Annotated in this window: 22 protein-coding genes; 3 read left to right on the plus strand and 19 right to left on the minus strand. The window is 37.4% G+C overall.

The genetic code is table 11. The features are described from left to right. Positions 1 to 5: 5 nt before the first annotated feature. Positions 6 to 719, minus strand: a complete 714-nt coding sequence (gene yycF / locus ACQKOG_RS23570; protein WP_049662630.1) for a response regulator YycF — start codon at positions 717 to 719, stop codon at positions 6 to 8. A gap of 972 nt (positions 720 to 1,691) precedes the next feature. Between yycF and ACQKOG_RS23575 the strand changes: the two genes are divergently transcribed. Further along, positions 1,692 to 2,612 (plus strand): YitT family protein, encoded by a 921-nt coding sequence (locus tag ACQKOG_RS23575; protein ID WP_370077912.1) that lies wholly within the window; start codon positions 1,692 to 1,694, stop codon positions 2,610 to 2,612. A 501-nt stretch (positions 2,613 to 3,113) separates the two neighbouring features. Here ACQKOG_RS23575 and ACQKOG_RS23580 read toward each other — a convergent pair. The 8 genes from ACQKOG_RS23580 to rpsF form a co-directional block, all read right to left on the minus strand. Continuing rightward, a complete protein-coding gene (locus tag ACQKOG_RS23580) occupies positions 3,114 to 4,406 on the minus strand; it encodes an adenylosuccinate synthase (RefSeq protein ID WP_370077914.1) in 1,293 nt (430 codons plus the stop codon). A 251-nt stretch (positions 4,407 to 4,657) separates the two neighbouring features. Continuing rightward, complete coding sequence (dnaB, locus tag ACQKOG_RS23585; RefSeq protein WP_370077916.1) at positions 4,658 to 6,019, minus strand: replicative DNA helicase; 1,362 nt, start codon at positions 6,017 to 6,019, stop codon at positions 4,658 to 4,660. Positions 6,020 to 6,032: 13 nt separating this feature from the next. Beyond that, entirely contained in the window at positions 6,033 to 6,479 is a 447-nt protein-coding gene (rplI, locus tag ACQKOG_RS23590; RefSeq protein ID WP_053482928.1) for a 50S ribosomal protein L9, read from the minus strand. Further along, positions 6,476 to 8,449, minus strand: a complete 1,974-nt coding sequence (locus tag ACQKOG_RS23595; protein ID WP_402869893.1) for a DHH family phosphoesterase — start codon at positions 8,447 to 8,449, stop codon at positions 6,476 to 6,478. The genes rplI and ACQKOG_RS23595 overlap by 4 nt, the downstream gene beginning before the upstream one ends. Before the next feature lie 12 nt (positions 8,450 to 8,461). Continuing rightward, the gene (locus tag ACQKOG_RS23600) at positions 8,462 to 9,403 is read right to left on the minus strand and encodes a YybS family protein (protein ID WP_370077920.1); all 942 of its coding nucleotides are present in this window, start codon (positions 9,401 to 9,403) and stop codon (positions 8,462 to 8,464) included. A 904-nt stretch (positions 9,404 to 10,307) separates the two neighbouring features. Further along, complete coding sequence (gene rpsR, locus ACQKOG_RS23605; RefSeq protein ID WP_004233359.1) at positions 10,308 to 10,544, minus strand: 30S ribosomal protein S18; 237 nt, start codon at positions 10,542 to 10,544, stop codon at positions 10,308 to 10,310. Between the two features lie 38 nt (positions 10,545 to 10,582). Then, positions 10,583 to 11,155, minus strand: a complete 573-nt coding sequence (gene ssb / locus ACQKOG_RS23610; RefSeq protein WP_079563368.1) for a single-stranded DNA-binding protein — start codon at positions 11,153 to 11,155, stop codon at positions 10,583 to 10,585. Between the two features lie 40 nt (positions 11,156 to 11,195). Further along, positions 11,196 to 11,483, minus strand: coding sequence for a 30S ribosomal protein S6 (gene rpsF / locus ACQKOG_RS23615; RefSeq protein WP_053482932.1), 288 nt, complete (start codon positions 11,481 to 11,483; stop codon positions 11,196 to 11,198). Between the two features lie 172 nt (positions 11,484 to 11,655). Here rpsF and ACQKOG_RS23620 point away from each other — a divergent pair, with 172 nt between their 5' ends. Next, the gene (locus ACQKOG_RS23620) at positions 11,656 to 12,216 is read left to right on the plus strand and encodes a DUF3267 domain-containing protein (RefSeq protein WP_402869890.1); all 561 of its coding nucleotides are present in this window, start codon (positions 11,656 to 11,658) and stop codon (positions 12,214 to 12,216) included. A gap of 65 nt (positions 12,217 to 12,281) precedes the next feature. Here ACQKOG_RS23620 and ACQKOG_RS23625 read toward each other — a convergent pair whose 3' ends face one another. The 4 genes from ACQKOG_RS23625 to ACQKOG_RS23640 form a co-directional block, all read right to left on the minus strand. After that, a complete protein-coding gene (locus tag ACQKOG_RS23625) occupies positions 12,282 to 13,322 on the minus strand; it encodes an acyl-CoA dehydrogenase (RefSeq protein ID WP_427448372.1) in 1,041 nt (346 codons plus the stop codon). 83 nt (positions 13,323 to 13,405) lie between these two features. Then, on the minus strand, positions 13,406 to 14,506 hold the full coding sequence (gene ychF / locus ACQKOG_RS23630) for a redox-regulated ATPase YchF (RefSeq protein WP_402869887.1): 1,101 nt from the start codon (positions 14,504 to 14,506) through the stop codon (positions 13,406 to 13,408). Positions 14,507 to 14,734: 228 nt separating this feature from the next. Further along, on the minus strand, positions 14,735 to 14,935 hold the full coding sequence (locus tag ACQKOG_RS23635) for a DUF951 domain-containing protein (RefSeq protein WP_370077973.1): 201 nt from the start codon (positions 14,933 to 14,935) through the stop codon (positions 14,735 to 14,737). Position 14,936: 1 nt separating this feature from the next. Continuing rightward, positions 14,937 to 15,821 (minus strand): mechanosensitive ion channel family protein, encoded by an 885-nt coding sequence (locus tag ACQKOG_RS23640; RefSeq protein ID WP_427448373.1) that lies wholly within the window; start codon positions 15,819 to 15,821, stop codon positions 14,937 to 14,939. A 93-nt stretch (positions 15,822 to 15,914) separates the two neighbouring features. Between ACQKOG_RS23640 and yyaC the strand changes: the two genes are divergently transcribed. Further along, a complete protein-coding gene (gene yyaC, locus ACQKOG_RS23645) occupies positions 15,915 to 16,547 on the plus strand; it encodes a spore protease YyaC (RefSeq protein WP_370077931.1) in 633 nt (210 codons plus the stop codon). Here the strand turns inward: yyaC and ACQKOG_RS23650 are convergent. The 6 genes from ACQKOG_RS23650 to rsmG form a co-directional block, all read right to left on the minus strand. Further along, positions 16,464 to 17,180, minus strand: coding sequence for a DUF554 domain-containing protein (locus ACQKOG_RS23650; protein WP_427448374.1), 717 nt, complete (start codon positions 17,178 to 17,180; stop codon positions 16,464 to 16,466). The two genes, yyaC and ACQKOG_RS23650, sit on opposite strands and share 84 nt — an antisense overlap. Before the next feature lie 78 nt (positions 17,181 to 17,258). Then, entirely contained in the window at positions 17,259 to 18,113 is an 855-nt protein-coding gene (locus tag ACQKOG_RS23655) for a ParB/RepB/Spo0J family partition protein (RefSeq protein ID WP_427448375.1), read from the minus strand. Then, entirely contained in the window at positions 18,106 to 18,867 is a 762-nt protein-coding gene (locus ACQKOG_RS23660; RefSeq protein WP_142510024.1) for a ParA family protein, read from the minus strand. The genes ACQKOG_RS23655 and ACQKOG_RS23660 overlap by 8 nt, the downstream gene beginning before the upstream one ends. Positions 18,868 to 19,560: 693 nt before the next feature. Beyond that, positions 19,561 to 19,755, minus strand: coding sequence for a hypothetical protein (locus ACQKOG_RS23665; protein ID WP_427448376.1), 195 nt, complete (start codon positions 19,753 to 19,755; stop codon positions 19,561 to 19,563). Between the two features lie 133 nt (positions 19,756 to 19,888). Further along, the gene (gene noc / locus ACQKOG_RS23670) at positions 19,889 to 20,788 is read right to left on the minus strand and encodes a nucleoid occlusion protein (RefSeq protein ID WP_370077939.1); all 900 of its coding nucleotides are present in this window, start codon (positions 20,786 to 20,788) and stop codon (positions 19,889 to 19,891) included. Between the two features lie 179 nt (positions 20,789 to 20,967). Further along, on the minus strand, positions 20,968 to 21,684 hold the full coding sequence (rsmG, locus tag ACQKOG_RS23675) for a 16S rRNA (guanine(527)-N(7))-methyltransferase RsmG (protein ID WP_402869879.1): 717 nt from the start codon (positions 21,682 to 21,684) through the stop codon (positions 20,968 to 20,970). Positions 21,685 to 21,698: the final 14 nt, after the last annotated feature.

Consider the following 21,698-nt stretch of genomic DNA (forward strand, 5'->3'; position numbering starts at 1 on the left):
CCTTTTTACTCCTGTTCAGGATTTCGTAGATAATAACCTACACCACGGCGTGTTACAATCCATGCTGGATGACTAGGATTGTCCTCTATTTTTTCTCGTAAACGACGAATTGTTACGTCTACTGTTCGTACATCACCGAAATAGTCATAGCCCCACACAGTTTGTAGCAAATGTTCACGCGTCATTACTTGACCGATATGCTTCCCTAAGTAATGTAATAGTTCAAACTCTCTGTGTGTTAGTTCAATTGCCTCATCACGTTTCAATACTAAGTAAGCATCTGGCTGAATAACAAGAGAGCCTACTACAATTTCATTGGATTCTTCTTCAACCTCTTCGGCAGTAGGGGCTACTACCTGTAAACGACGCATATTTGCCTTTACACGCGCAATAAGCTCACGTGTACTAAATGGCTTTGTCACATAATCATCTGCGCCCATTTCTAGTCCTAATACTTTATCAATCTCTGACCCTTTTGCAGTTAGCATAATGATAGGGAAATCATATTTTTTTCGTACTTCTCGACAAACTTCCATTCCATCACGCTTAGGTAACATTATATCTAAAAGCATTAAATCTGGTTGCTCTTCCTCAACCTTCTCTAGTGCTTCATCTCCATCATAAGCACAAATAACTTTGTAGCCTTCTTTTATTAAATTAAACTGTAAAATATCTGCGATTGGTTTTTCATCGTCAACAACTAAAATGGTCTTGTCCATATTTTTTCTCCCTTTCGCTATTTATCTATTTTTAAACGATTGTATTTATCAATTATGCCTCGGTATAATTGCGTCTGGATTCGGCTTTGTGCTTGCACAAAGCACTCCTTTCCGAATCCATGACATCCGCCGGAGGCTTTAACTTATTTCAGCGGACATCCACTGAAAAATAACTTCAACTCGCATTAACTCACCACCTAAAAGGATGGGAGACTTTTGCTGAAAGAAGTTAAAGTCACTACTCTAACTCTACCATGCTTTTAGCTTCTATGCATTATACTAAATCCTAAGACACTTTACGATATTATTTTAAACTACATTTCGACAAATATTTCTCGGGAAATAACATAGATTTATATACAAGGTATATAAAAAGACAGCCCTATTTTGGACTGCCTCCTATTCGAATTGATTAACGCCCTACATATGATAATGGGTTTTCTAACAAACCCTTTTTCTTAACTTCAAAAGTGTAGATGTGTAGATGTGTAGATATGTACCTGTTGGGTTTCTAGCAGATCCTATATTTCCCATAACAGAACTTTTTCCTACTACTTACTTGTCCTAACTTGCACTTTTATTGATGATAGGTGTCCGTAAAGCACCTTCTAACTTTTCTATAGCAGTATTAATTACCCACAAATAATTTTTGCACCAATATACTGTACCATAAAGAAAATACAGTTTAACTGTTTTCATCTTTTTGTAATGTAAATGTATTAATTCTCTACTAATTGTTACATCATTCCTATTTTTATAACTATTAATAAATATATTTTAAACATGGATTTTTATTCCAGTATAGTGCTTTCCATGAGGTATCTAGACCCTAAGCCGCTCAACCTCTACTACAAGCGATTGGTTAAGTTCTTTAAATACAGCGGTAGTATTCCATTTATTTTTAGTATAATTTTAGACTTACCCCTTTTTGCTTTTTAAATATTCTGATAAAATAGCAATAAGATACACTAGTTGAATGGAGCGATTAATTTGAATGTTTTACAAACCTCTGGAATAACCCCTAAAGTAAGGAAGCCCCAAAGTAAGAATCCCGTTCGTAAACTTATAATTAGGACCATTATGGTGGCATTAGGTGCATTCATTATGGCACTGGGGCTTGAGCTATTTTTAGTACCAAACCACATTATGGATGGTGGAATCGTAGGTGTTTCCATTATCACTTCTCATTTATTAAATTTACCTCTTGGTATTTTCATCTTCATTTTAAACTTACCTTTCATCTTTTTAGGCTATAAACAAATCGGTAAAACCTTTGCACTTTCCACAGGGCTCGGAATTACTGTACTCTCATTAACAACACTCTTCTTACATAATCTAAACCCGTTTACTCAAGATACGCTATTGGCCACAGTTTTTGGAGGCATGATTTTAGGTATTGGTGTCGGCATCGTCATTCGTTATGGTGGTTCATTAGATGGGACAGAAATTTTAGCTATTTTATTTAATAGTAAAACACCGTTCTCCGTTGGTGAAATTATTATGTTCTGCAATTTACTCATCTTTGCGGTAGCGGGATTTGTGTTCACATGGGAACAAGCCATGTACTCTATCCTGGCATACTATATCGCCTATAAAATGATCGACATCGTCATTCAAGGGATGGAGGAATCAAAATCTGTTTATATCATAAGTGACGACATTGATGAAATAGGGCAGACGATTATGGACCGACTAGGTCGAGGTGTAACCTTCCTTCATGGTGAGGGGGCTTATACAGGTAACGATAAAAAAGTTATTTTTACTGTCATTACACGATTAGAGGAATCCAAGCTTAAATCAATCGTCTCTGAAATTGATGATAATGCATTCCTAGCAATTGGTAATATTGCAGAGGTTAGAGGTGGCCGTTTCAAGAAGAGAGATATTCACTAATAGCAAAAAGGAAGTACCGTATATGGTACTTCCTTTTTAATATTGTTTGAAAAACATCTATGGAAGTGAACACTTTGCAATAAGCATATGTTGCTGCCACTATATTTTCGCATATCATCACTATAAATTAGAGTAATATGCCAGAAGATACATGCTATGTGAATTGGTTGATTGGAGTGGAGACTGAGCGACTCCTTGGGGATCAGCGATAGAGGAACGAAGGCTAAAACCATCACATCCTGTGATAACGCCTTCGTGACCAACCTCGTGTTGACCCGAGACCCTGGAGCGAGCGGCGCGAGTGAAGCGGCTCATCGGACGCCCCCAGGAAAGCGCTCAGTCGGAACGGAAATCAACCCCTCGTTTTGCAGAAGAGTCATACTTATTTTTGATATATCCTGCATTAACGGACAATAATTCTCACCTCATCTCAAATTAGTGTAAGTAAAGAGGTATAAAAAAGGACGTACCGCATATGGTACGCCCTTTTATGATTTATAATTATTTTGCTTCCCAAACGTCCACTAAAACGTTCGTTTGTTCACGTGCAGGACCAACAGAGAAAGTAGCAATTTCAATACCAGTTAATTCACTCACGCGTTCTACATAGCGTCGTGCATTCTCAGGTAGCTCTTCTAATGTTTTGCAGCCTGTAACATCTTCTGACCAGCCTGGAAGCTCTTCATAAATTGGTTCACATTGTTCAATAATATGAAGATTTGCTGGATACTCAGTAATCGTTTCATCTTTATATTTATACGCAGTACAAATTTTAACTGTTTCTAAACCAGATAAAACATCGATTGAGTTAAGCGCAAGATGCGTAATACCACTTACTCGGCGTGAGTGGCGTACAACTACCGTATCGAACCAACCTACACGACGTGGGCGGCCAGTTGTTGTACCGTATTCACGACCAACTTCACGAATTTGTTGACCTACTTCATCAAATAATTCAGTTGGGAACGGTCCATCGCCAACACGAGATGTATAGGCTTTAGATACACCAATAACACTTGTAACTCGTGATGGACCAACGCCAGCACCGATTGCTACTCCGCCTGCAACAGGATTTGAAGATGTTACAAATGGGTACGTACCTTGATCGACATCAAGTAAAATACCTTGTGCTCCTTCAAATAACACTTTGCCGCCTTCATCTAGTACATCATTTAAGATTTTCGATGTGTCTGTTACATATTTTGCGATTTCTTGTCCATAGTTGTAATATTCCTCGAAAATTTCTTCGAATGTTACGCCTTCAACTTCGTAAAATTTCTCAAATAACTTATTCTTAATTGCTAAATTTTGACGTAGTTTTTCTTCAAATACATCCTTGTCTAGTAAATCAGCCATACGGATACCGATACGTGCTACTTTATCCTGATAACATGGTCCAATCCCTTTACAAGTCGTACCAATTTTATTATCGCCACGGCTTTCCTCATCAGCGATATCTTGCTTTATATGATATGGCAAAATAACATGCGCACGATTAGAAATTCGTAAATTATCTGTATCAACGCCACGCTCTTGTAAGCCTCTAAGCTCAGTAACTAATGACTTTGGATTAACAACCAGACCATTTCCGATTACTGAAGTTTTTTCTTTATAGAAAATCCCTGATGGAATTAAATGTAACTTATAAGTTTCACCATCAAATTTAATAGTATGTCCTGCATTATCACCGCCTGCAAAACGAGCGATTGCATCGGCTTTTTGTGAAAGGAAATCCGTAATTTTACCTTTTCCTTCGTCTCCCCACTGTGTTCCTACAACTACAACTGATGTCATAGTCAGCACCTCCGTTAGATACGATTTGTATCTCAATTTTTAAGCCGTTAATTATTGTAACAATGATAGAAACGCCTAGTCAACAAAAATACTTAAAAACACGAACGTAAAATCAAAAAATATGATTCAACGTTCGTGTTTAATAACAGAATGATATGAATATTATCTAACATTCAGATTAATTCCGTATTTGCGTAATCTCCAACGTTGAGTTCTTCTAAAAGAAGGTTCTTATGAATGAAGATAAATTTTTAATCACGTGGAGGTGGTGGCGGCATTTGCGACCAATCCACATTAATGAATTTATTGAATTCCTTTTTAAAAGCAAGTGTAACTGTACCCGTTGGACCGTTACGCTGTTTAGCAATAATAATTTCAATCATATTTTTACTCTCAGACTCTTTATCGTAATAATCATCACGATATAAGAAGGCAACAATATCAGCATCTTGCTCAATACTTCCCGATTCACGTAAGTCACTCATCATAGGTCGTTTATCTTGACGTTGCTCAACGCCACGAGATAGCTGTGATAATGCAATGACCGGAACCTTTAATTCACGCGCTAGACCTTTTAAAGAACGCGAAATCTCAGATACCTCTTGCTGACGGTTCTCCCCTGGCTTACCACTACCTTGAATGAGCTGTAAATAATCGATCAAAATCATACCGAGACCATGCTCCTGTGCTAAACGTCGACATTTTGCTCGAATTTCATTGATACGTACACCTGGTGTATCATCAATAAAAATTCCAGAATTCGATAAACTCCCCATTGCCATAGTTAGTTTACCCCAATCTTCCGTTGTTAAAGCACCTGTACGTAAAACTTGTGCATCTATATTTCCCTCCGCACAAAGCATACGCATAACTAGCTGCTCAGCACCCATCTCTAAGGAGAAAATTGCAACATTTTCACGTGCTTGAACGGCAACACTTTGCGCAACATTCAATGCAAAGGCTGTTTTACCTACAGAAGGACGTGCCGCTACAATAATTAAATCGTTGCGCTGGAAGCCAGCTGTTATATGGTCTAAATCACGGAAGCCTGTCGGGATACCTGTAACATCACCTTTTTGTGATTGCATCTTTTCGATGTTATCAAAGGTTTCCACCAATACGTCTTTGACATGCTTAAAGTCACCCGCATTTTTACGATTGGCTACCTCCATCATTTTCTTCTCTGCTTCGCCTAGTAATGCCTCTACCTCATCCTCACGAGTATAGCCATCTTCTACTATTTTAGTAGCTACACGAATTAAACGACGTAATAGAGCCTTTTCTTCGACAATTTTCGCATAGTGTGCGACGTTAGCAGCCGTAGGGACAGCATTGGCGAGCTCTAGTAAATACGATAGCCCGCCAACATCCTCAATTTCTTTTTTAGCTGATAATTCTTCAGTAACTGTTACAACATCTATCGCTTTTCCTTGATCACTTAAACGTAGCATCGTTTCAAAAATTGTCTTATGTGCATTATGATAAAAATCATCTGCTAGCAAAATTTCAGATGCAGTGATTAACGATTGAGGATCGAGGAAAATTGCACCGATAACCGATTGCTCTGCTTCCCGGTTATGCGGTGGAACGCGATCCATCATCGGTTCGTTCATGGATCGTCGCCCCTTATTCTTCCGTTACATGAACTTTTAATGCTGCAGATACTTCATGATGTAGTTTTACAGGTACATTTGTAAAGCCTAGCGCACGAATTCCATCGCTTAAAGTCATTTTACGTTTATCAATTTTTATGCCATGCGTTTTTTGAAGTGCATCAGCAATTTGCTTTGTAGATACTGAGCCAAATAGGCGACCACCTTCACCTGATTTTGCTTTTAATTCTACTGTTAAAGCTTCTAATTTTTCTTTTAATGCTTTCGCTTCAGCTAATTCTGCAGCAGCATTTTTAGCTTCTAAATTCTTTTGACCTTCTAATTGGCTTAATGCTTGTGCATTTGCTTCAGCAGCATAGCCATTTTTAATTAAGAAGTTTTGTGCGTAGCCGTCTGCTACATTTTTAACTTCCCCTTTTTTCCCTTTTCCTTTAACGTCTTTTAAAAATACTACTTTCATGATTCCGAACTCCCTTCGAGTACCTCATTTATGGCCTCTTCTAAATATTTTCTTACTCCAGCAATGGAATTTGCTTCGACTTGGCAAGCAGCATTCGTTAAATGTCCGCCGCCGCCTAGCTTTTCCATAACAAGCTGCACGTTTACTTCGCCAAGTGATCTTGCACTTATGCCGATTTTGCCATCTGAACGATGCGCAATGACAAAGGAAGCACCAACATCCTTCATTGTTAGTAAAATGTCTGCTGTTTGCGCAATTAGTACAGAATCATACACTTTCGCTTCCTCACCTACAGCAATAGCAATACCCGGCTTCACGAACTTAACTGTTTGCACTATTTTAGAACGCTCGATATACGTATCGACGTCTTCTTTTAATAATCGCTGTACTAGCACTGTATCGGCACCATTTGTCCGTAAATAAGAAGCCGCTTCGAACGTACGGGCTCCTGTACGCAATGTAAAACTCTTCGTATCAACAATAATTCCCGCCAGCAATGCCGTAGCCTCTAACATATTAATCTTTGCACGTTTTGGTTGATACTCGAGTAACTCTGTTATAAGCTCTGCTGTAGATGATGCATATGGCTCCATATAAACAAGCGTTGGATTTTCTATAAAATCCTCACTTCGACGATGATGATCAATCACCACAACTTTTTCAGCCAGCTTCAATAGCTGTGATTCGATGACTAAATCCGGTTTATGCGTATCGACTATAACGAGCAAAGATTTCTCTGTCATTCTTGATGCAGCTTCCTCTGGCGTTAGGAAACTTTCATAGAAATCCGATTTACTCTCTATTTCATTCATTAAACGTGTTACACTTCCGTTTAATTCCTCAAAATTTACGATCACATAGCCCTTCACATCATTCATTTGTGCCATTTTACGTACACCAACAGAGGCACCAATAGAGTCCATATCAGGGTTTTTATGTCCCATAACAAATACTTGGTCACTATCCTGAATTAAATCACGTAGTGCATGGGAAATAACACGTGCTCTAACGCGCGTACGTTTCTCAACAGGGTTCGTTTTCCCGCCATAGAATTTTAGTTTTCCTGTAGGTTGCTTGATAGCAACCTGATCACCACCACGGCCTAAAACAAGATCTAAACTTGATTGTGCTAGTTCACCAAGCTCTACTAATGAAGATGATCCTGCACCAACTCCAATACTTAATGTTAATGACATATTTTTTTGCGCTGTTTTTTCTCGAATTGTATCTAGAATGGCAAATTTTTTCTTCTCAAGCTCCATTAAAATGGATTCGTTTAATACAGCTAAAAAACGATCGGATGATATTCTTTTGACAAATATCCCTTGTTCAGCCGCCCAATCATTAACAATGGATGTCACCATCGTATTCGTTAAACTACGTGGTTGGTCATCCATTGCTTGCGTAATTTCGTCATAGTTATCAACAAATAAAATCGCAATAACTGTACGATCTGCATAGTATTGCTTTTCAATAGCTATCTGCTCAGTGATATCAAAGAAATATAGTAAATTCTCTTCTTTTTTATAATAAACTCGATATTTACGATCACGGAGCGTAATCGTATCTTCGTTTGTCTCTTCGCTCTTCATTAGCACGTAAATATCGTCAGATATATTAACGATACCTTCACCTACTAAATTCTCCATATTTAAAACGCCTTGCATATATGGATTCGACCATTCTATTTCATATTGATCATTGACAAGTAAAATCCCGATTGGCATTTCAAGCAATGCCTCTTCCCCAACTTTTTTCATGCGGAAAGAGATAGATTCAATATGCTTTTCTGTTTCATCAAAGGTAATCTTTTCTACCTTCCACGTATAGGCCATTAATAGAACAAAACCTACTCCATAACCGATACCTATCCCGATATTCCAAATACATAGAAGCATGAACGTCACAATGCCAAAAATGGAAAGAACAAAAAGCGGATAGCGGATTGGTCGTTTTCTAAAAGTCCCCATTACATCAGCCCCTTATTCTTTAGTTTTCCCTTTCACAAGTGAACGTACGTCGAAACCTAAATCTACGATGCCTAGCAATATCATAAAGGATGCTAGTGGTAAGGCTAACAAAGTTGCTATCCATTTTACAACATTCGGCATTCCCTTTTTAGAAATAAAATAATGTATAAAGGAAATCCCCTGCAGGAGTAATAACACCCATAATATATAAGAAAAATTTAAAATAATAATATCTAATGTAGATCCAGATTCTGGACGCATAAATAAATTAATGCATAAAATAATCATGTAATACCATAAAATAGATCGTGGTAGACGCATATGTTGGAACGGTGCAAATTTTGGTACATTCAAACCTAATCTCTTTAATACAGATAAATTCACTGTCACTAATACAAATGCAACTAAAAATGCGCCCAAAGTTACTGTTGATGGAACAGTAGATTCCATCATCTTTGTTACTGCTTCTATCTGTTCAGGAGTCACAGCTGATTGTCCAGGAATATTTTGAGATAGTGCTGTAGTTTGTTCATAATTTTTTCTTGCTTCTTCTATACCAATCTCAATCATATTAATGCCTGCTAAACGCACATATGCTAAAAATACAACTGCAGTTGATAACAATATGGCAAGTCCTGATGACATAAATAAATATAATTTACTTTTTTGTCGGCGTATTGCATCGCCTATAATTATTCCGACAATCGCGAAAATAAACGCGAATGGAAGCATGATTAATCCACTTGTTAAAAACGTTAGGATACAACCGACAATTGCTATAAATATTGATGTGGAACGCTTATATTTTGCGCTATACCAAGAAAACGGTAGCGGTGCAAATAAAAATACTAACATGAGAGCAAATGGAATATACGCAGATAGTATCATCATCAAGGTGAAAATTGCCACCATTGCAGCACCTTGTACAAGCGCCTTCGTTTGATTATTCGGCATTGAAAAACCTTCCTTTTTTCAGCTAAACTTACTGACCTTTATTGTACCATTTTTTCAGGTTATTGAACAAAAAACGCTAAGAACAACTGATTGCTTTGCCATTAATTTTGTAGAACCAATGACTAAAACATAAAATACATAGCTATATAGGAGATTTTTTACCGAAAAAGAACAAATTCATTCATTGATTATATATATGTGTTTCTCAAATTTTTTCAACAATAAAAAAAGCAACTTACGACAGTTACTAATACATGAAAAAAGGCTTTTAATCGAAATGATTATAAGCCGTTTTGTTTTAAAAAATGTTACTTAGTCGATTGTTTCTCAATCTCTAAAATTTCATCTTTTCTTTATTCATGTCTACTAAGAGTGTAATAAATTCTTATGATAATAGCAAATGGTAATATATAGAGCAATTACTGAGATCAACTAAGCTCGTCGCCATAGCGTGGGAGTTGATTTCCGTTCCGACCGGGCGCTTTGTTGTTGCTGTCGCTTCGCTTTCGCACAGAGCAAAGCTTCCTGGGGGCGTCCGATGAGCCGCTTCGCTTCGCTGCAGGGTCTCGGGCCAACACGATGTTGGTCACGAAGGCGTTATCACAGGATGTGATGGTTTTAGCCTTCGTTCCTCTATCGCTGATCCCCAAGGAGTCGCCCGGTCTCCACTCCAATCAACATGACATGCATTTTAACCATCCTCATCTTTTGGTGATGTGCTATAAAATAAACGATATTACCAGAATCGGGATATTCATTCTCGATTTCCCTACCCTATGTGATTATTCACATGTTAACCTTCTAAAATTTCTATACTGGCGGTTACAAGATTAGCAACTCCATTTTCACAAATAAAAAAAGCACAATCAAAGCGATTAAACCTTGTTGTGCCTTTATTTATATCTTATTTATCTTCTGCTACGAATGGAAGTAATCCCATGATACGAGATACTTTGATAGCTGAAGTTAATTTACGTTGGTACTTTGCACTTGTGCCAGTTACGCGACGTGGTAAAATTTTACCGCGCTCAGAGATGAATTTTTTTAATAAATCTACATCTTTGTAGTCGATGTGCGTAATATTGTTTGAAGTGAAGTAGCAAACTTTACGGCGTTTGCGGCCTCCGCGACGTGGTGCCATAGTGTGTCTCCTCCTTATCATTTTTTATTTTAGAAGTATTAGAACGGTAAGTCATCCTCAGATACTTCTATCGGTCCTTTGCTATTAGCAAATGGATCCTCATCTACACGTGTATAATTCGGCTGATTCACAGGTGGTTGATTTTGCTGATAAGCATCGCCGCCAAATGAACCCTGCCCTGGCATAGCACCACCAAACTGTTGTTGTGGTTGACCACCGCCATACGACGGTTGGTTATTACCGTAAGTCTGTCCACCACCGTATTGAGGAGATGCAGGAGCACCGCCACCATTACGAGGTTCTAAAAACTGTACGCTATCGGCCACTACATCTGTTGTGTATACTCGCTTACCATCTTGTCCTTCGTAACTGCCTGTTTGAATGCGACCTTCCACTCCAATTAAACTTCCTTTTCGCATGAAGTTCGCTAGGTTTTCGGCCTGTTTGCGCCAAGCAACACAGCTAATGAAATCAGCTTCGCGGTCACCTTGTTGGTTTGAGAATGTTCGATTTACAGCAACTGTAAATCTTGTAGACGCAACACCATTAGGCGTATAGCGTAGCTCAGGATCTTTTGTTAGTCTTCCAACTAATACGACACGGTTTATCATCAGAAATGCAACCTCCTTTTTTCAGCATTTTGTTAAATGATTATGCTTCTTGGCGAACCGCAATGTGACGAATGATATCTTCGCTAATGTTAGCAAGACGTGTGTATTCGTTAATTGCTTCTGAAGTAGCGTTTACTTTCACGATTTGGTAGAAACCTTCGCGGAAGTCTTGAATTTCATAAGCTAAGCGGCGTTTGCCCCACTCTTTTGATTCGATGACTTCTGCACCGTTAGAAGTTAAGATTTCGTTGAAACGTTCAACTAAAGCTTTCTTCGCTTCGTCTTCAATGTTCGGACGTACGATGTACATTAATTCGTATTTTCTCATCTGTTTACACCTCCTTATGGACTTAGGCTCTCCTATAAAAGGGAGCAAGGAGCAAGTAATAATTATTACTCACATCAATGAATTGTAACATATATATACATGTCTTTCAAGTCGCAACCAAACAATTCTTTCTATATAATGAACTTAATTCATGAATGAACGGAGGATCTTCATGCAACCAGATAAAGAACCTATCGTAATAGAGTTGGATATAAAAAAACTAATGATGGACAATATTGTTGTCACAAGTGGTCTCGTCATATTGTTTGTAGCTATTCAATATATTTGCTTTAAAGATTTTGATTTTTCATTTTGGACTATGATGATTGGATCTATCCTTTTCGTTATTCTGTATATTGTTTTCATTGTCTTACATGAAGCCTTTCATTTAATTGGCTTTATGGTCTTTGGAGGCGTACCCTTTAAATCATTAAAATATGGCCTGAATTTAGAGCTGGGCGTAGCGTACGCAACAACTGAACAACCGTTACCGAATCATGCAATGAAAAAAGCTTTATTACTTCCATTTTGGACAACTGGCGTCCTCCCGACAATTGCTGGTTTTTATTTTAACAGTACTGTTTTAGTATTAGTCGGAGCTTTTTTAATAGCTGGGGCAGTAGGTGATTTTTCCATGTATAAAGAACTGCGCAAATATCCAAAAAATGCATTAATAGAGGATGATCCTCACTTACCAAAGCTTTACGTATATATGCCTGAGGAAAAGAAATAAACTTTCATGCAAGTCACGTTACAAATAGAATCTGCTTGGCTATAAGTAGATTCTATTTGTGACTGCTATTGTGTTAAAAAACCATGCTGGGCAGCTGTATATAAATTTCTCCAAATACGATTAATTGAAGATGTCTCCGTAATTGCATCCATACCAAGCCTGCGTATTAAGCTATTGGCAATGTCTATACAAGCCGCTGCAGTATCTTTACTTATTCGTGAAAATTGTTGTAGTTCTTCTTCAGTCAACTTATGACCTTCTTTATGTTTTTGCCAGTGTTCATTCAACTTTAAGTAAAATTTCTCTTCAAGCTGTCTAAAGTTCTTCTGTTGCTGCATCAATAGAAATTGTATTGCGCCCATACGTTCAGTACCGCTTGGATCATGCTTTCTTTGCTTTACTAAAATAGACGCCTCTTCTAAGAAATTTTCTGTTATCCCAAGACAAACGCTTATAAAAGAGGCTTCTGCAAATGCACCAAACGGAAAACTATGTACCGCACTTCCATACTTGTTTTTAATTGTGCCTAATTGGAATGTTTCCTCTTGTGGTACCCAAACATTTTGCACACGAATCGTATGACTAGCTGTCGCTTTTAAGCCCATTGCTCGCCAATCATCAAGAACCTCTACATGATCACTATTTATTGAGCAACTAATTATTTCATCTGTTCTAATACCCTCATTCTCGACAAAGCAATTCATCGTAAAAGTTGTAGCATAATCTGCTCCACTACAATACTTCCATTGACCTGTTACTCTATAACCATCATCTATTTTTACTGCTGTACCCGTAGGATAGCCACTACCTGCTACGACTCCATTTCTTGGTGAAAATATTTTTTCACAAACTTCTTTATTTAATGCTGGAATAAACGCGTTACCCCCTGTCCCTATTGTGACAAGCCAGCCAAAGTTGCCATCAAGTGTAGACATCTGCTGGAATACTTTAATGCCCTCTAGTAGATCTAAATCTTTACCGCCTAATTCCTTTACAGTGAATAGCTTAAACAATTGATGCTCATAAATAAGCTCTAGTATATCTTCTGGTAATCTTCCTAGCTGTTCAATTTCTAAACCACGTTCTTTTATTTGTAATATGTCCATACTAACCTCCTATAGGATTGAAAATTCAGATAAGTATATAAACAAAAAAGGCAATCCATTGAAAGATTGCCCCTGTTTGTATTTTACACATTGAAACGGAATAACATAATATCGCCGTCTTGTACTACATATTCTTTACCTTCAAGACGTACTTTACCAGCTTCTTTAGCAGCAGGTTGAGAACCAGCTTCTACTAAATCATCGAAAGCAACTGTTTCTGCACGAATAAATCCACGTTCAAAGTCTGTATGAATGACTCCTGCACATTGTGGTGCCTTCATACCTTTACGGAACGTCCATGCACGTACCTCTTGTACACCAGCAGTGAAATAAGTTGCTAGTCCTAGTAAATCATATGAAGTACGGATTAATTGGTCTAAACCAGATTCTTTAATGCCTAGTTCTTCTAAGAACATTGCTTTTTCTTCATCATCAAGCTCAGAAATTTCTTCCTCGATTTTTGCACAAATTGTGATAACTTGAGCACCTTCAGCAGCTGCATACTCACGTACCTTTTGCACGTATTCATTATTATCTGCATCAGCTACTTCATCTTCTGAAACATTCGCCACATAAAGCATAGGTTTAATTGTTAAAAGATGAAGCCCTTTAATAACCTTTAACTCGTCTTCTGAAAGCTCTGCAGCGCGCGCTGGTCGGCCGTTTTCTAATTGTTCTTTAATTTTCATAAGAACTGGTTCTTCAATCATTGCTTCTTTGTCTTTTTGCTTTGCCATTTTGCTAACACGTTGTAATCGCTTATCAACAGATTCTAAATCTGCAAGTGCAAGCTCTAAATTAATAACTTCAATATCGTCAATCGGATCAACTGCACCTGATACGTGTGTAATATTTTCATCTACAAAGCAACGTACTACCTGGCAAATTGCATCTACTTCACGAATATGAGCAAGGAATTTGTTCCCTAAACCTTCACCCTTTGAAGCACCTTTTACGATCCCAGCAATATCTGTGAACTCAAATGCTGTTGGTACTGTTTTTTTAGGTATTACTAATTCTGTTAATTTATCTAAACGTGCATCTGGTACTTCAACAATACCGACGTTTGGATCGATTGTTGCGAATGGATAGTTTGCAGCCAATGCGCCCGCTTTTGTAATTGCGTTAAATAATGTTGATTTTCCAACGTTAGGTAAACCAACGATTCCAGCTGTTAATGCCATGTATGGACACAACCTTTCTATGATCTGTTCAAATTTGCTCTTATCTCCCGTACTAACGGATACTGTGAGGTTACAGAAGTCCTCACTGATTAATCACTGTATAACCCTATCTATTATATTGATTCACTCATAAAAAGTCTAATATACATCAATTTCGCATTGGCGTAATTGCATAGGTTTTATCTTCAATCAGTGGGTGTCAAAACACATACTGATTAAAGATACAAACTATTCTTCACTAGCGGAAATTAAAACCTTTTTCATTTTTTTCTCAAATTCGCGGCGCGGAATCATGACACTATGCTGACAGCCTTCACATTTAATGCGGACATCCGCACCCATCCGAATAATTTTCCACATATTAGTGCCACATGGATGCTGCTTTTTCATTTCAACAATATCGTTTAAACCAAATTTCTTCGCTTCCATATTACTCATTTCTCCCCTCTTCATTTCCATTTACACCATAGAACATCATTTTCGGATGAGCCATTGGTATATTATTTTCTTCAAAGAGTTTTGTAACATCGCGACGAATAGTACGAGCCACCCCGTATTGTTGTTGTGGTAATGTTTCTGCGGCTATACGAATCGTTACCTCTGTACCCTTAACATTTTGTACACCTAAAAAGACAGGTACTGCTACAAGTTCCTTATGAATTTCAGGTAAAGTATCTAAATACTTGTTAATAATAGCCTCAGCTTTTTCAAACTTGGCATCGGTCGTCATTTGTAAATCTATATAAATTTTAGAGTTGTTGACAGAGTAATTGACAACATCACCAATCGAACCATTCGGAATAATAAACTGCTCCCCTGTAGAACCATTAACCTTTGTCGTACGTAAACCGATTTCTACAACAGTTCCTTCAGCTGAATTTATTTTTATATAATCACCAACACCAAATTGGTCTTCAAAAATAATAAAGAATCCAGTAATGACATCCTTCACTAAACTTTGCGCACCAAAACCAATGGCTAAACCGACAATCCCTGCTCCAGCCAATAACCCCGCTATCTTAATCTCCAAGATAGAGAGAATAGCAACGATTGCTGAAAAATAAACAACATAGGAAATGACACTTTGTAATAATCTTGAAATTGTTGTTTGTCGACGTTCTGAATGGTCTAAAGGTGAACGCATACGCATTAAAAACACTTTTTTAATAAACTTTTTTCCTAATCGTACAGCTAGCCACGATGCAATCAAGATAATAGTAATCTGAACCGAAACTTTTGTTATATTTATCCAAAGATCCTCTGACATCAGCTTGTCCCAACCGTTTTTTATTACCCTTTCGTTAAACCAATCCATTATTACCACCTCTTGAATAACTTGCTAAAAATTTGCGTATACTGCATAAAAATCGAGCACTTCTTACAAATAAAAAGGAAAGTGAGTTTTTTTATGAATACTATACCAAAATTGTTACTCCCTTATTCTCTTCATCATGAAAGTAAAAATATCGTTTGGCAGTTGAGTACATTATTTTTAGAACATATACCCTTTCATCATGAACGCCTTATTTTCTGTTGTATTGGAAGTGACCGTTGTACAGGTGATACACTTGGGCCATTAACAGGTAGCTTCTTAAAAAAGTCTGTTAGTTTTCCATATGAAATTGTAGGCTCTTTAGACAATCCTTTGCATGCTCTTAATTTAGACACTACTATGCAACAGCTACACAATCATACTATAAAACCATTCATTATTGCGATTGATGCATGTCTTGGAAGTGAACAAAACGTTGGACATATTTCTGTACAGAATGGACCTATTTTTCCGGGAAAAGCTGTAAAAAAAGAATTACCTCCCATCGGCGATATTTCCATTAAAGGAATAGTCAATGTTGGAGGCTTTATGGAAATGCTTGTTTTACAAAATACAAGACTTCATATTTCTTATGCAATGGCGGAAAAACTTTCAAGAGCTCTATTGCTCGCTGCACATCGTTACTCACTGAAAAATATAGAAGATAGCAACCACAATGCCGACAATGATGAGACCTGGCAACAAGTTAGCAGCCTTGATCTTAGTTAAGCCTGCTATATTTAAACCAATGGCAAAAATCATAACACCACCTACAGCAGTCATTTCTTGAATAAACATTTGTAGTGCTGCATCTGGTATAAAAGAGCTGATAACACCTGCAAAAAGTGCAATTAATCCTTGATAGACGAATACAGGTACTGCAGATAATAGCACTCCAATACCTAATGTAGATGTTAAGATTATCGATATAAATCCATCGATTAATCCTTTCGTAATAAGTATATTATGATCGCTACGCAGACCACTATCGAGTGCACCAATGACGCCCATGGAGCCAACTACAAATATTAAAGATGCCGTTACAAAACCTTCTGCTATGCCAATTTGATTATTATCAGTGCGATTTTTACTAAATAAAGATTCTACCCATTTTCCAAGTCTATTCATTTGCTTATCTAAATCTAACCACTCACCAATTACTGTACCTACCACTAAACTAATCATTAAAATAATAAAATTATCACTTTCAAAGCCCATTTTAATCCCTAAAAGTGCAACTGCTAAACCAATAATCGATAATACAGTAGATTTCATCGATTCAGGAATATTTTTGAAAATACGTCCTATTACTGCACCTACCATAATAAGCAAAGCGTTAATTAATGCCCCTAGTAATACCACGTCCCAACCTTCCTTCTCTCTAGAAAAATAGAGAGCGCCTTGTAGTTCGGCGCTCTGATCACGTTATCGATATTTCTCTTAATCTTCCTCTTCCTGTAAATTTAATATTTCTAAAATACGTTCTAAATCATCTTCAGAGTAAAATTCAATTTCAATTTTCCCTTTATTATTAGCTTTCCTAATTTGTACATTTGTTCCAAAGTAATCACGTAACTGTGATTCCTTTGCTGCCACGAATATATCTTTTTTCTTTATTTGAGTTGTTTCACGTGAAACTTCTTCATTCAAATTGTGTACTAACATTTCAACTTGCCGTACGTTTAACCCTTGTTTAATGACCTTATTTGCCACTTCTGATATTCTTCTTTTATTTTTCAATCCAAGTAACGCTCGTCCTTGCCCCATCGATAGTGTTCCATCATTCATAAACTCACGAACATCCTCTGGTAATGCAAGTAAACGAACATGATTGGCAATATGCGGTCTACTTTTCCCTAATCTTTTGGATAGCTCCTCCTGTGTTAAATGTAAGCTTTCCATTAAGCTTTGATATGCCTCAGCCTCTTCAATAACTGTCAAATCTTCACGCTGTAGATTTTCTAAAATAGCTAGTTCCATCATTTGCGCATCTGATAGCTCTTTTATAATAGCTGGAATAGCCTCTAAACCTGCTAATTGAGTCGCTCTATAACGGCGTTCTCCAGCAACGATTTCATATTTACGCCCTTTTTTACGTACAGCAATTGGCTGTAAAATACCATGTTCCTGTATAGAGTCAGCTAATTCTTGTAAAGTTTCTTCATCAAAAATTTTACGAGGCTGAAATGGGTTCGCGGCGATAAGCTCTAATTGTATTTCTTCCACTTGCCCACTTTGTTCTATAGACTCTCCAGGAAATAATGCTCCTATGCCTCTTCCTAAACCTTTAGCCATTTTTAATCACTTCCCTCGCCATCTCTAAATACACTTCTGCACCTCTTGATTTTGCATCATAAATGATAATCGGCTGCCCATGACTTGGAGCCTCACTTAATCGCACATTACGAGGAATAATTGTTTTGTATACTTTATCCTGGAAATACTTTTTCACTTCATCAATAACTTGTAAGCCTAGGTTTGTTCTAGCATCAAGCATCGTCAACAATACACCGTCAATGTATAATTGCTGATTTAAATGTTTTTGCACTAAACGGACAGTTGATAACAACTGACTTAACCCCTCTAATGCGTAATATTCGCATTGTACAGGAATAATAAGCGCATCCGAAGCAGTTAAAGCATTAATTGTTAGTAGCCCTAACGAAGGCGGGCAATCAATAATAATATAATCATAGTTTTCTTTTACATCTTGAAGTGCGTGCTTTAAACGTACTTCTCTGGAAATTGTTGAAACTAATTCAATTTCTGCTCCTGCTAGTGAAATGGTTGCTGGAACGATTGCTAAGTTTTCGACATTTGTTTGTTGAATGACATTTTCAACGTTTTCATCATCAATTAATACATCATAAATGCAGCCTTGAAGTTCTCCTTTATTAACACCAAGTCCACTTGTTGTATTTCCTTGTGGATCAGTATCGATTAAGAGCACTTTCTTCCCTAAGTATGCTAGACAAGCGCTCAAATTGACCGATGTCGTTGTTTTTCCTACGCCACCCTTTTGATTGGCGATTGCTATAATTCTACCCATTTAAAAGCACCTGCTTTCATCTATCAAAGTTCACTTTGATAAATCATTTGTAAAATCACTGATCAATTATGCCTCGGCATAATTGTGTCCGGATTCGGCTTTGTGCTTAGGCCTGCACGATGTAGGTCAGTTAGCCGTTATCGCATGGATGCGATGGTTTTAGGCTAACATCCTCTAAGCACTCCTTTCCGAATCCGTGACATCCGCCGGAGGCTTTAGGCCAACAGATGTTTTTTGCGCGAAAGCGTAGTGCTAACGTAGCGTCAGCAGCACGAAGTTGGTTACTCAGTCGTGTGTTGTTGCTGTCGCTTCGCTTTCGCACAGATAAAACCGTGTTGCTGTCGCTTCGCTTTCGCACAGATAAATTGCCACAGGACGTGGCGTTCTTAGACTGAGCTCCCCTATTTCAGCGGATGTTTGGACACCCGCTGAAAAGTAACTTAAACCCGCATTCATATTACCACTTATAGAGGTGAGAGACTTCTGTACCTGTCGCTACGCTTTCGGTACAAAAAACACTTGTAACTGCCGTTTCACTTTCGTTACAAAAAACACTTGCTGAAAGAAGTTAAATATCTCTATCTTACTTTCATTCTATCAAAAAAACAGAAAATAGTTGTATAAAATATTAAGAATATATGCAAAAAAGGAGACATCTCAGAAATATTACTGAGATGCCTCCATAGTAAAGAGCTATAAAAGTGGCTCATCATCATAACGTAGCGTTGATTTCCGTTCCGGCTGGGCGCTTTGTTGCTGTCGCTTCGCTTTCGCACAGTAAACATTTGTTGCTGTCGCTTCGCTTTCGCACAGTAAACATTTGTTGCTGTCGCTTTGCTTTCGCACAGTAAACATTTGTTGCTGTCGCTTTGCTTTCGCGTAGAGCAAAGCTTCCTGGGCCTTCCAACTCCCGCTCCTATCAACTTATATACCTGGTATACGTTATACAAATGTCATCCTCAACTTTGATGATGTTATGAAAGTCAATTCTTTATTTTTCTAATATAATTTCAATTACGACTTAAGACTTTTTCTTTTTAGGTATTTTCACTGTAATTTGATAATATTCCTCTGTGTCTTCTTCTTCAGTCTTAACTGTTATACCGCTCTTTGTTACCATAGATAACGATTGTTTAATCGTATTTAAGGCAATGCGTACGTCTTTACTAATGGCCTTACGTTTCGGCTTTACTTTCTTTGGCTCCGCTTCTTCTTGAACTTCTGCCTCCGGATGTAATAAAGAATAAATTTGTTCTTCTAACTGACGAACATTCCAATCATTTTCAATCGTTTGTTGTAAAACTTCTAGCTGTAACGACCGATCTTTAATTGCAATTAATGCACGTGCATGTCGTTCAGAGATTTCACGCTTCAAAATAGCTTGCTGCACTTCTTCAGGCAGCTTTAGTAAACGTAATTTATTGGCTACCGTGGATTGTCCTTTTCCAAGTCGTTGGGCAAGAGCTTCTTGTGTCAGCTCATGAAGCTCTAATAATTTTTGATAGGCAACAGCTTCTTCAATTGCTGTTAACTCCTCACGCTGTAGGTTCTCGATTAACGCGATAGAAGCTGTTTCCTTATCAGTTAAATTTCTAATGATTGCCGGGACTTCTGTCCATTGTAGCTTTTTCATTGCTCGATAGCGACGCTCACCAGCAATGATTTCATATTGATTTTCTGCTGTTTTACGTACAACAATTGGCTGAATTACACCATGTGTATGAATGGTTCTTGATAATTCTTCAATTTTTTCATCATCAAAAATAGTACGTGGCTGAAAACGGTTAGGCACAATTTGATCAATAGGCAGCTTTATAACTTCTTCTGCTGCATGAACCGTCTCTGCTTGTTCTACTTCATTTTTCACAATAGGCTCAGTTTTATTTCCGCCTCCAAAAAAACGTGAAAAAGGACTTTTCATCCAAGTGGCACCACCTTTAAGTAACTATCTTGCTCTGTTTCATTCTATTATTATTTATTATATTTCTTAAAATGTATATAGTTCGTAGATGTCATTTGCGTGAACCATCCATAACTAGTATGTATGCTCAAAATAGAAAAAATATTTTCTACTTTGAGAAGTTTCACATGAAACACTAATTATTGAATTGGTGTTTTATTTGGTACACCTGGTTTACGCGGATATTTTTTCGGTGTTCCTTTTATTTTATCAAAGATATATAACATGCGGTCACTTTCTTCAACAGGTAGTAGGAAAGAAAATTCTTCTTTTAGCGTAACCCCTAATGTGGCCAATGCTTTTTTTGCATCTTTTAATTCTTCCGCACCAGCTGCTGCTTTTAAAGCAACAAAATAGCCACCTTGCTTTGCTAGTGGTACACATAACTCCGATAAGACCGATAATCGGGCTACTGCACGAGCTGTTACAACATCAAACTGTTCACGATATTTCGCATTTTGTGCAAATTCCTCTGCACGGGCATGTACGAAATTCATATTATCTAATTGTAACTCATCACTTAAATGATTTAAAAATGTAATTCTTTTATTTAAAGAATCGACAATTGTTACATGTAAATGTGGGAAACAGATTTTAATTGGAATACTTGGAAAACCAGCACCTGCTCCAACATCACAAACTGTCGTCACTTTTGAAAAATCAAAATAGAAAGAGGCACTAATCGAATCATAAAAATGCTTTAAATAAACACCTTCTAAATCCGTAATAGCAGTTAAGTTCATCTTTTCATTCCACTCAACAAGTAACTCAAAGTATTTTTTAAATTGAGCAATCTGCTTTTCAGAAAGTTCAATGCCCTTTTTCTTCAGAGCCTCGATAAATTGTTGTTCGTTCATGTAAAGTCTCCTTT

Origin of the sequence: Lysinibacillus sp. NPDC093216, from assembly GCF_050280325.1 — a bacterium.
In the GTDB taxonomy this organism is placed as follows: Bacteria; Bacillota; Bacilli; order Bacillales_A; family Planococcaceae; genus Lysinibacillus.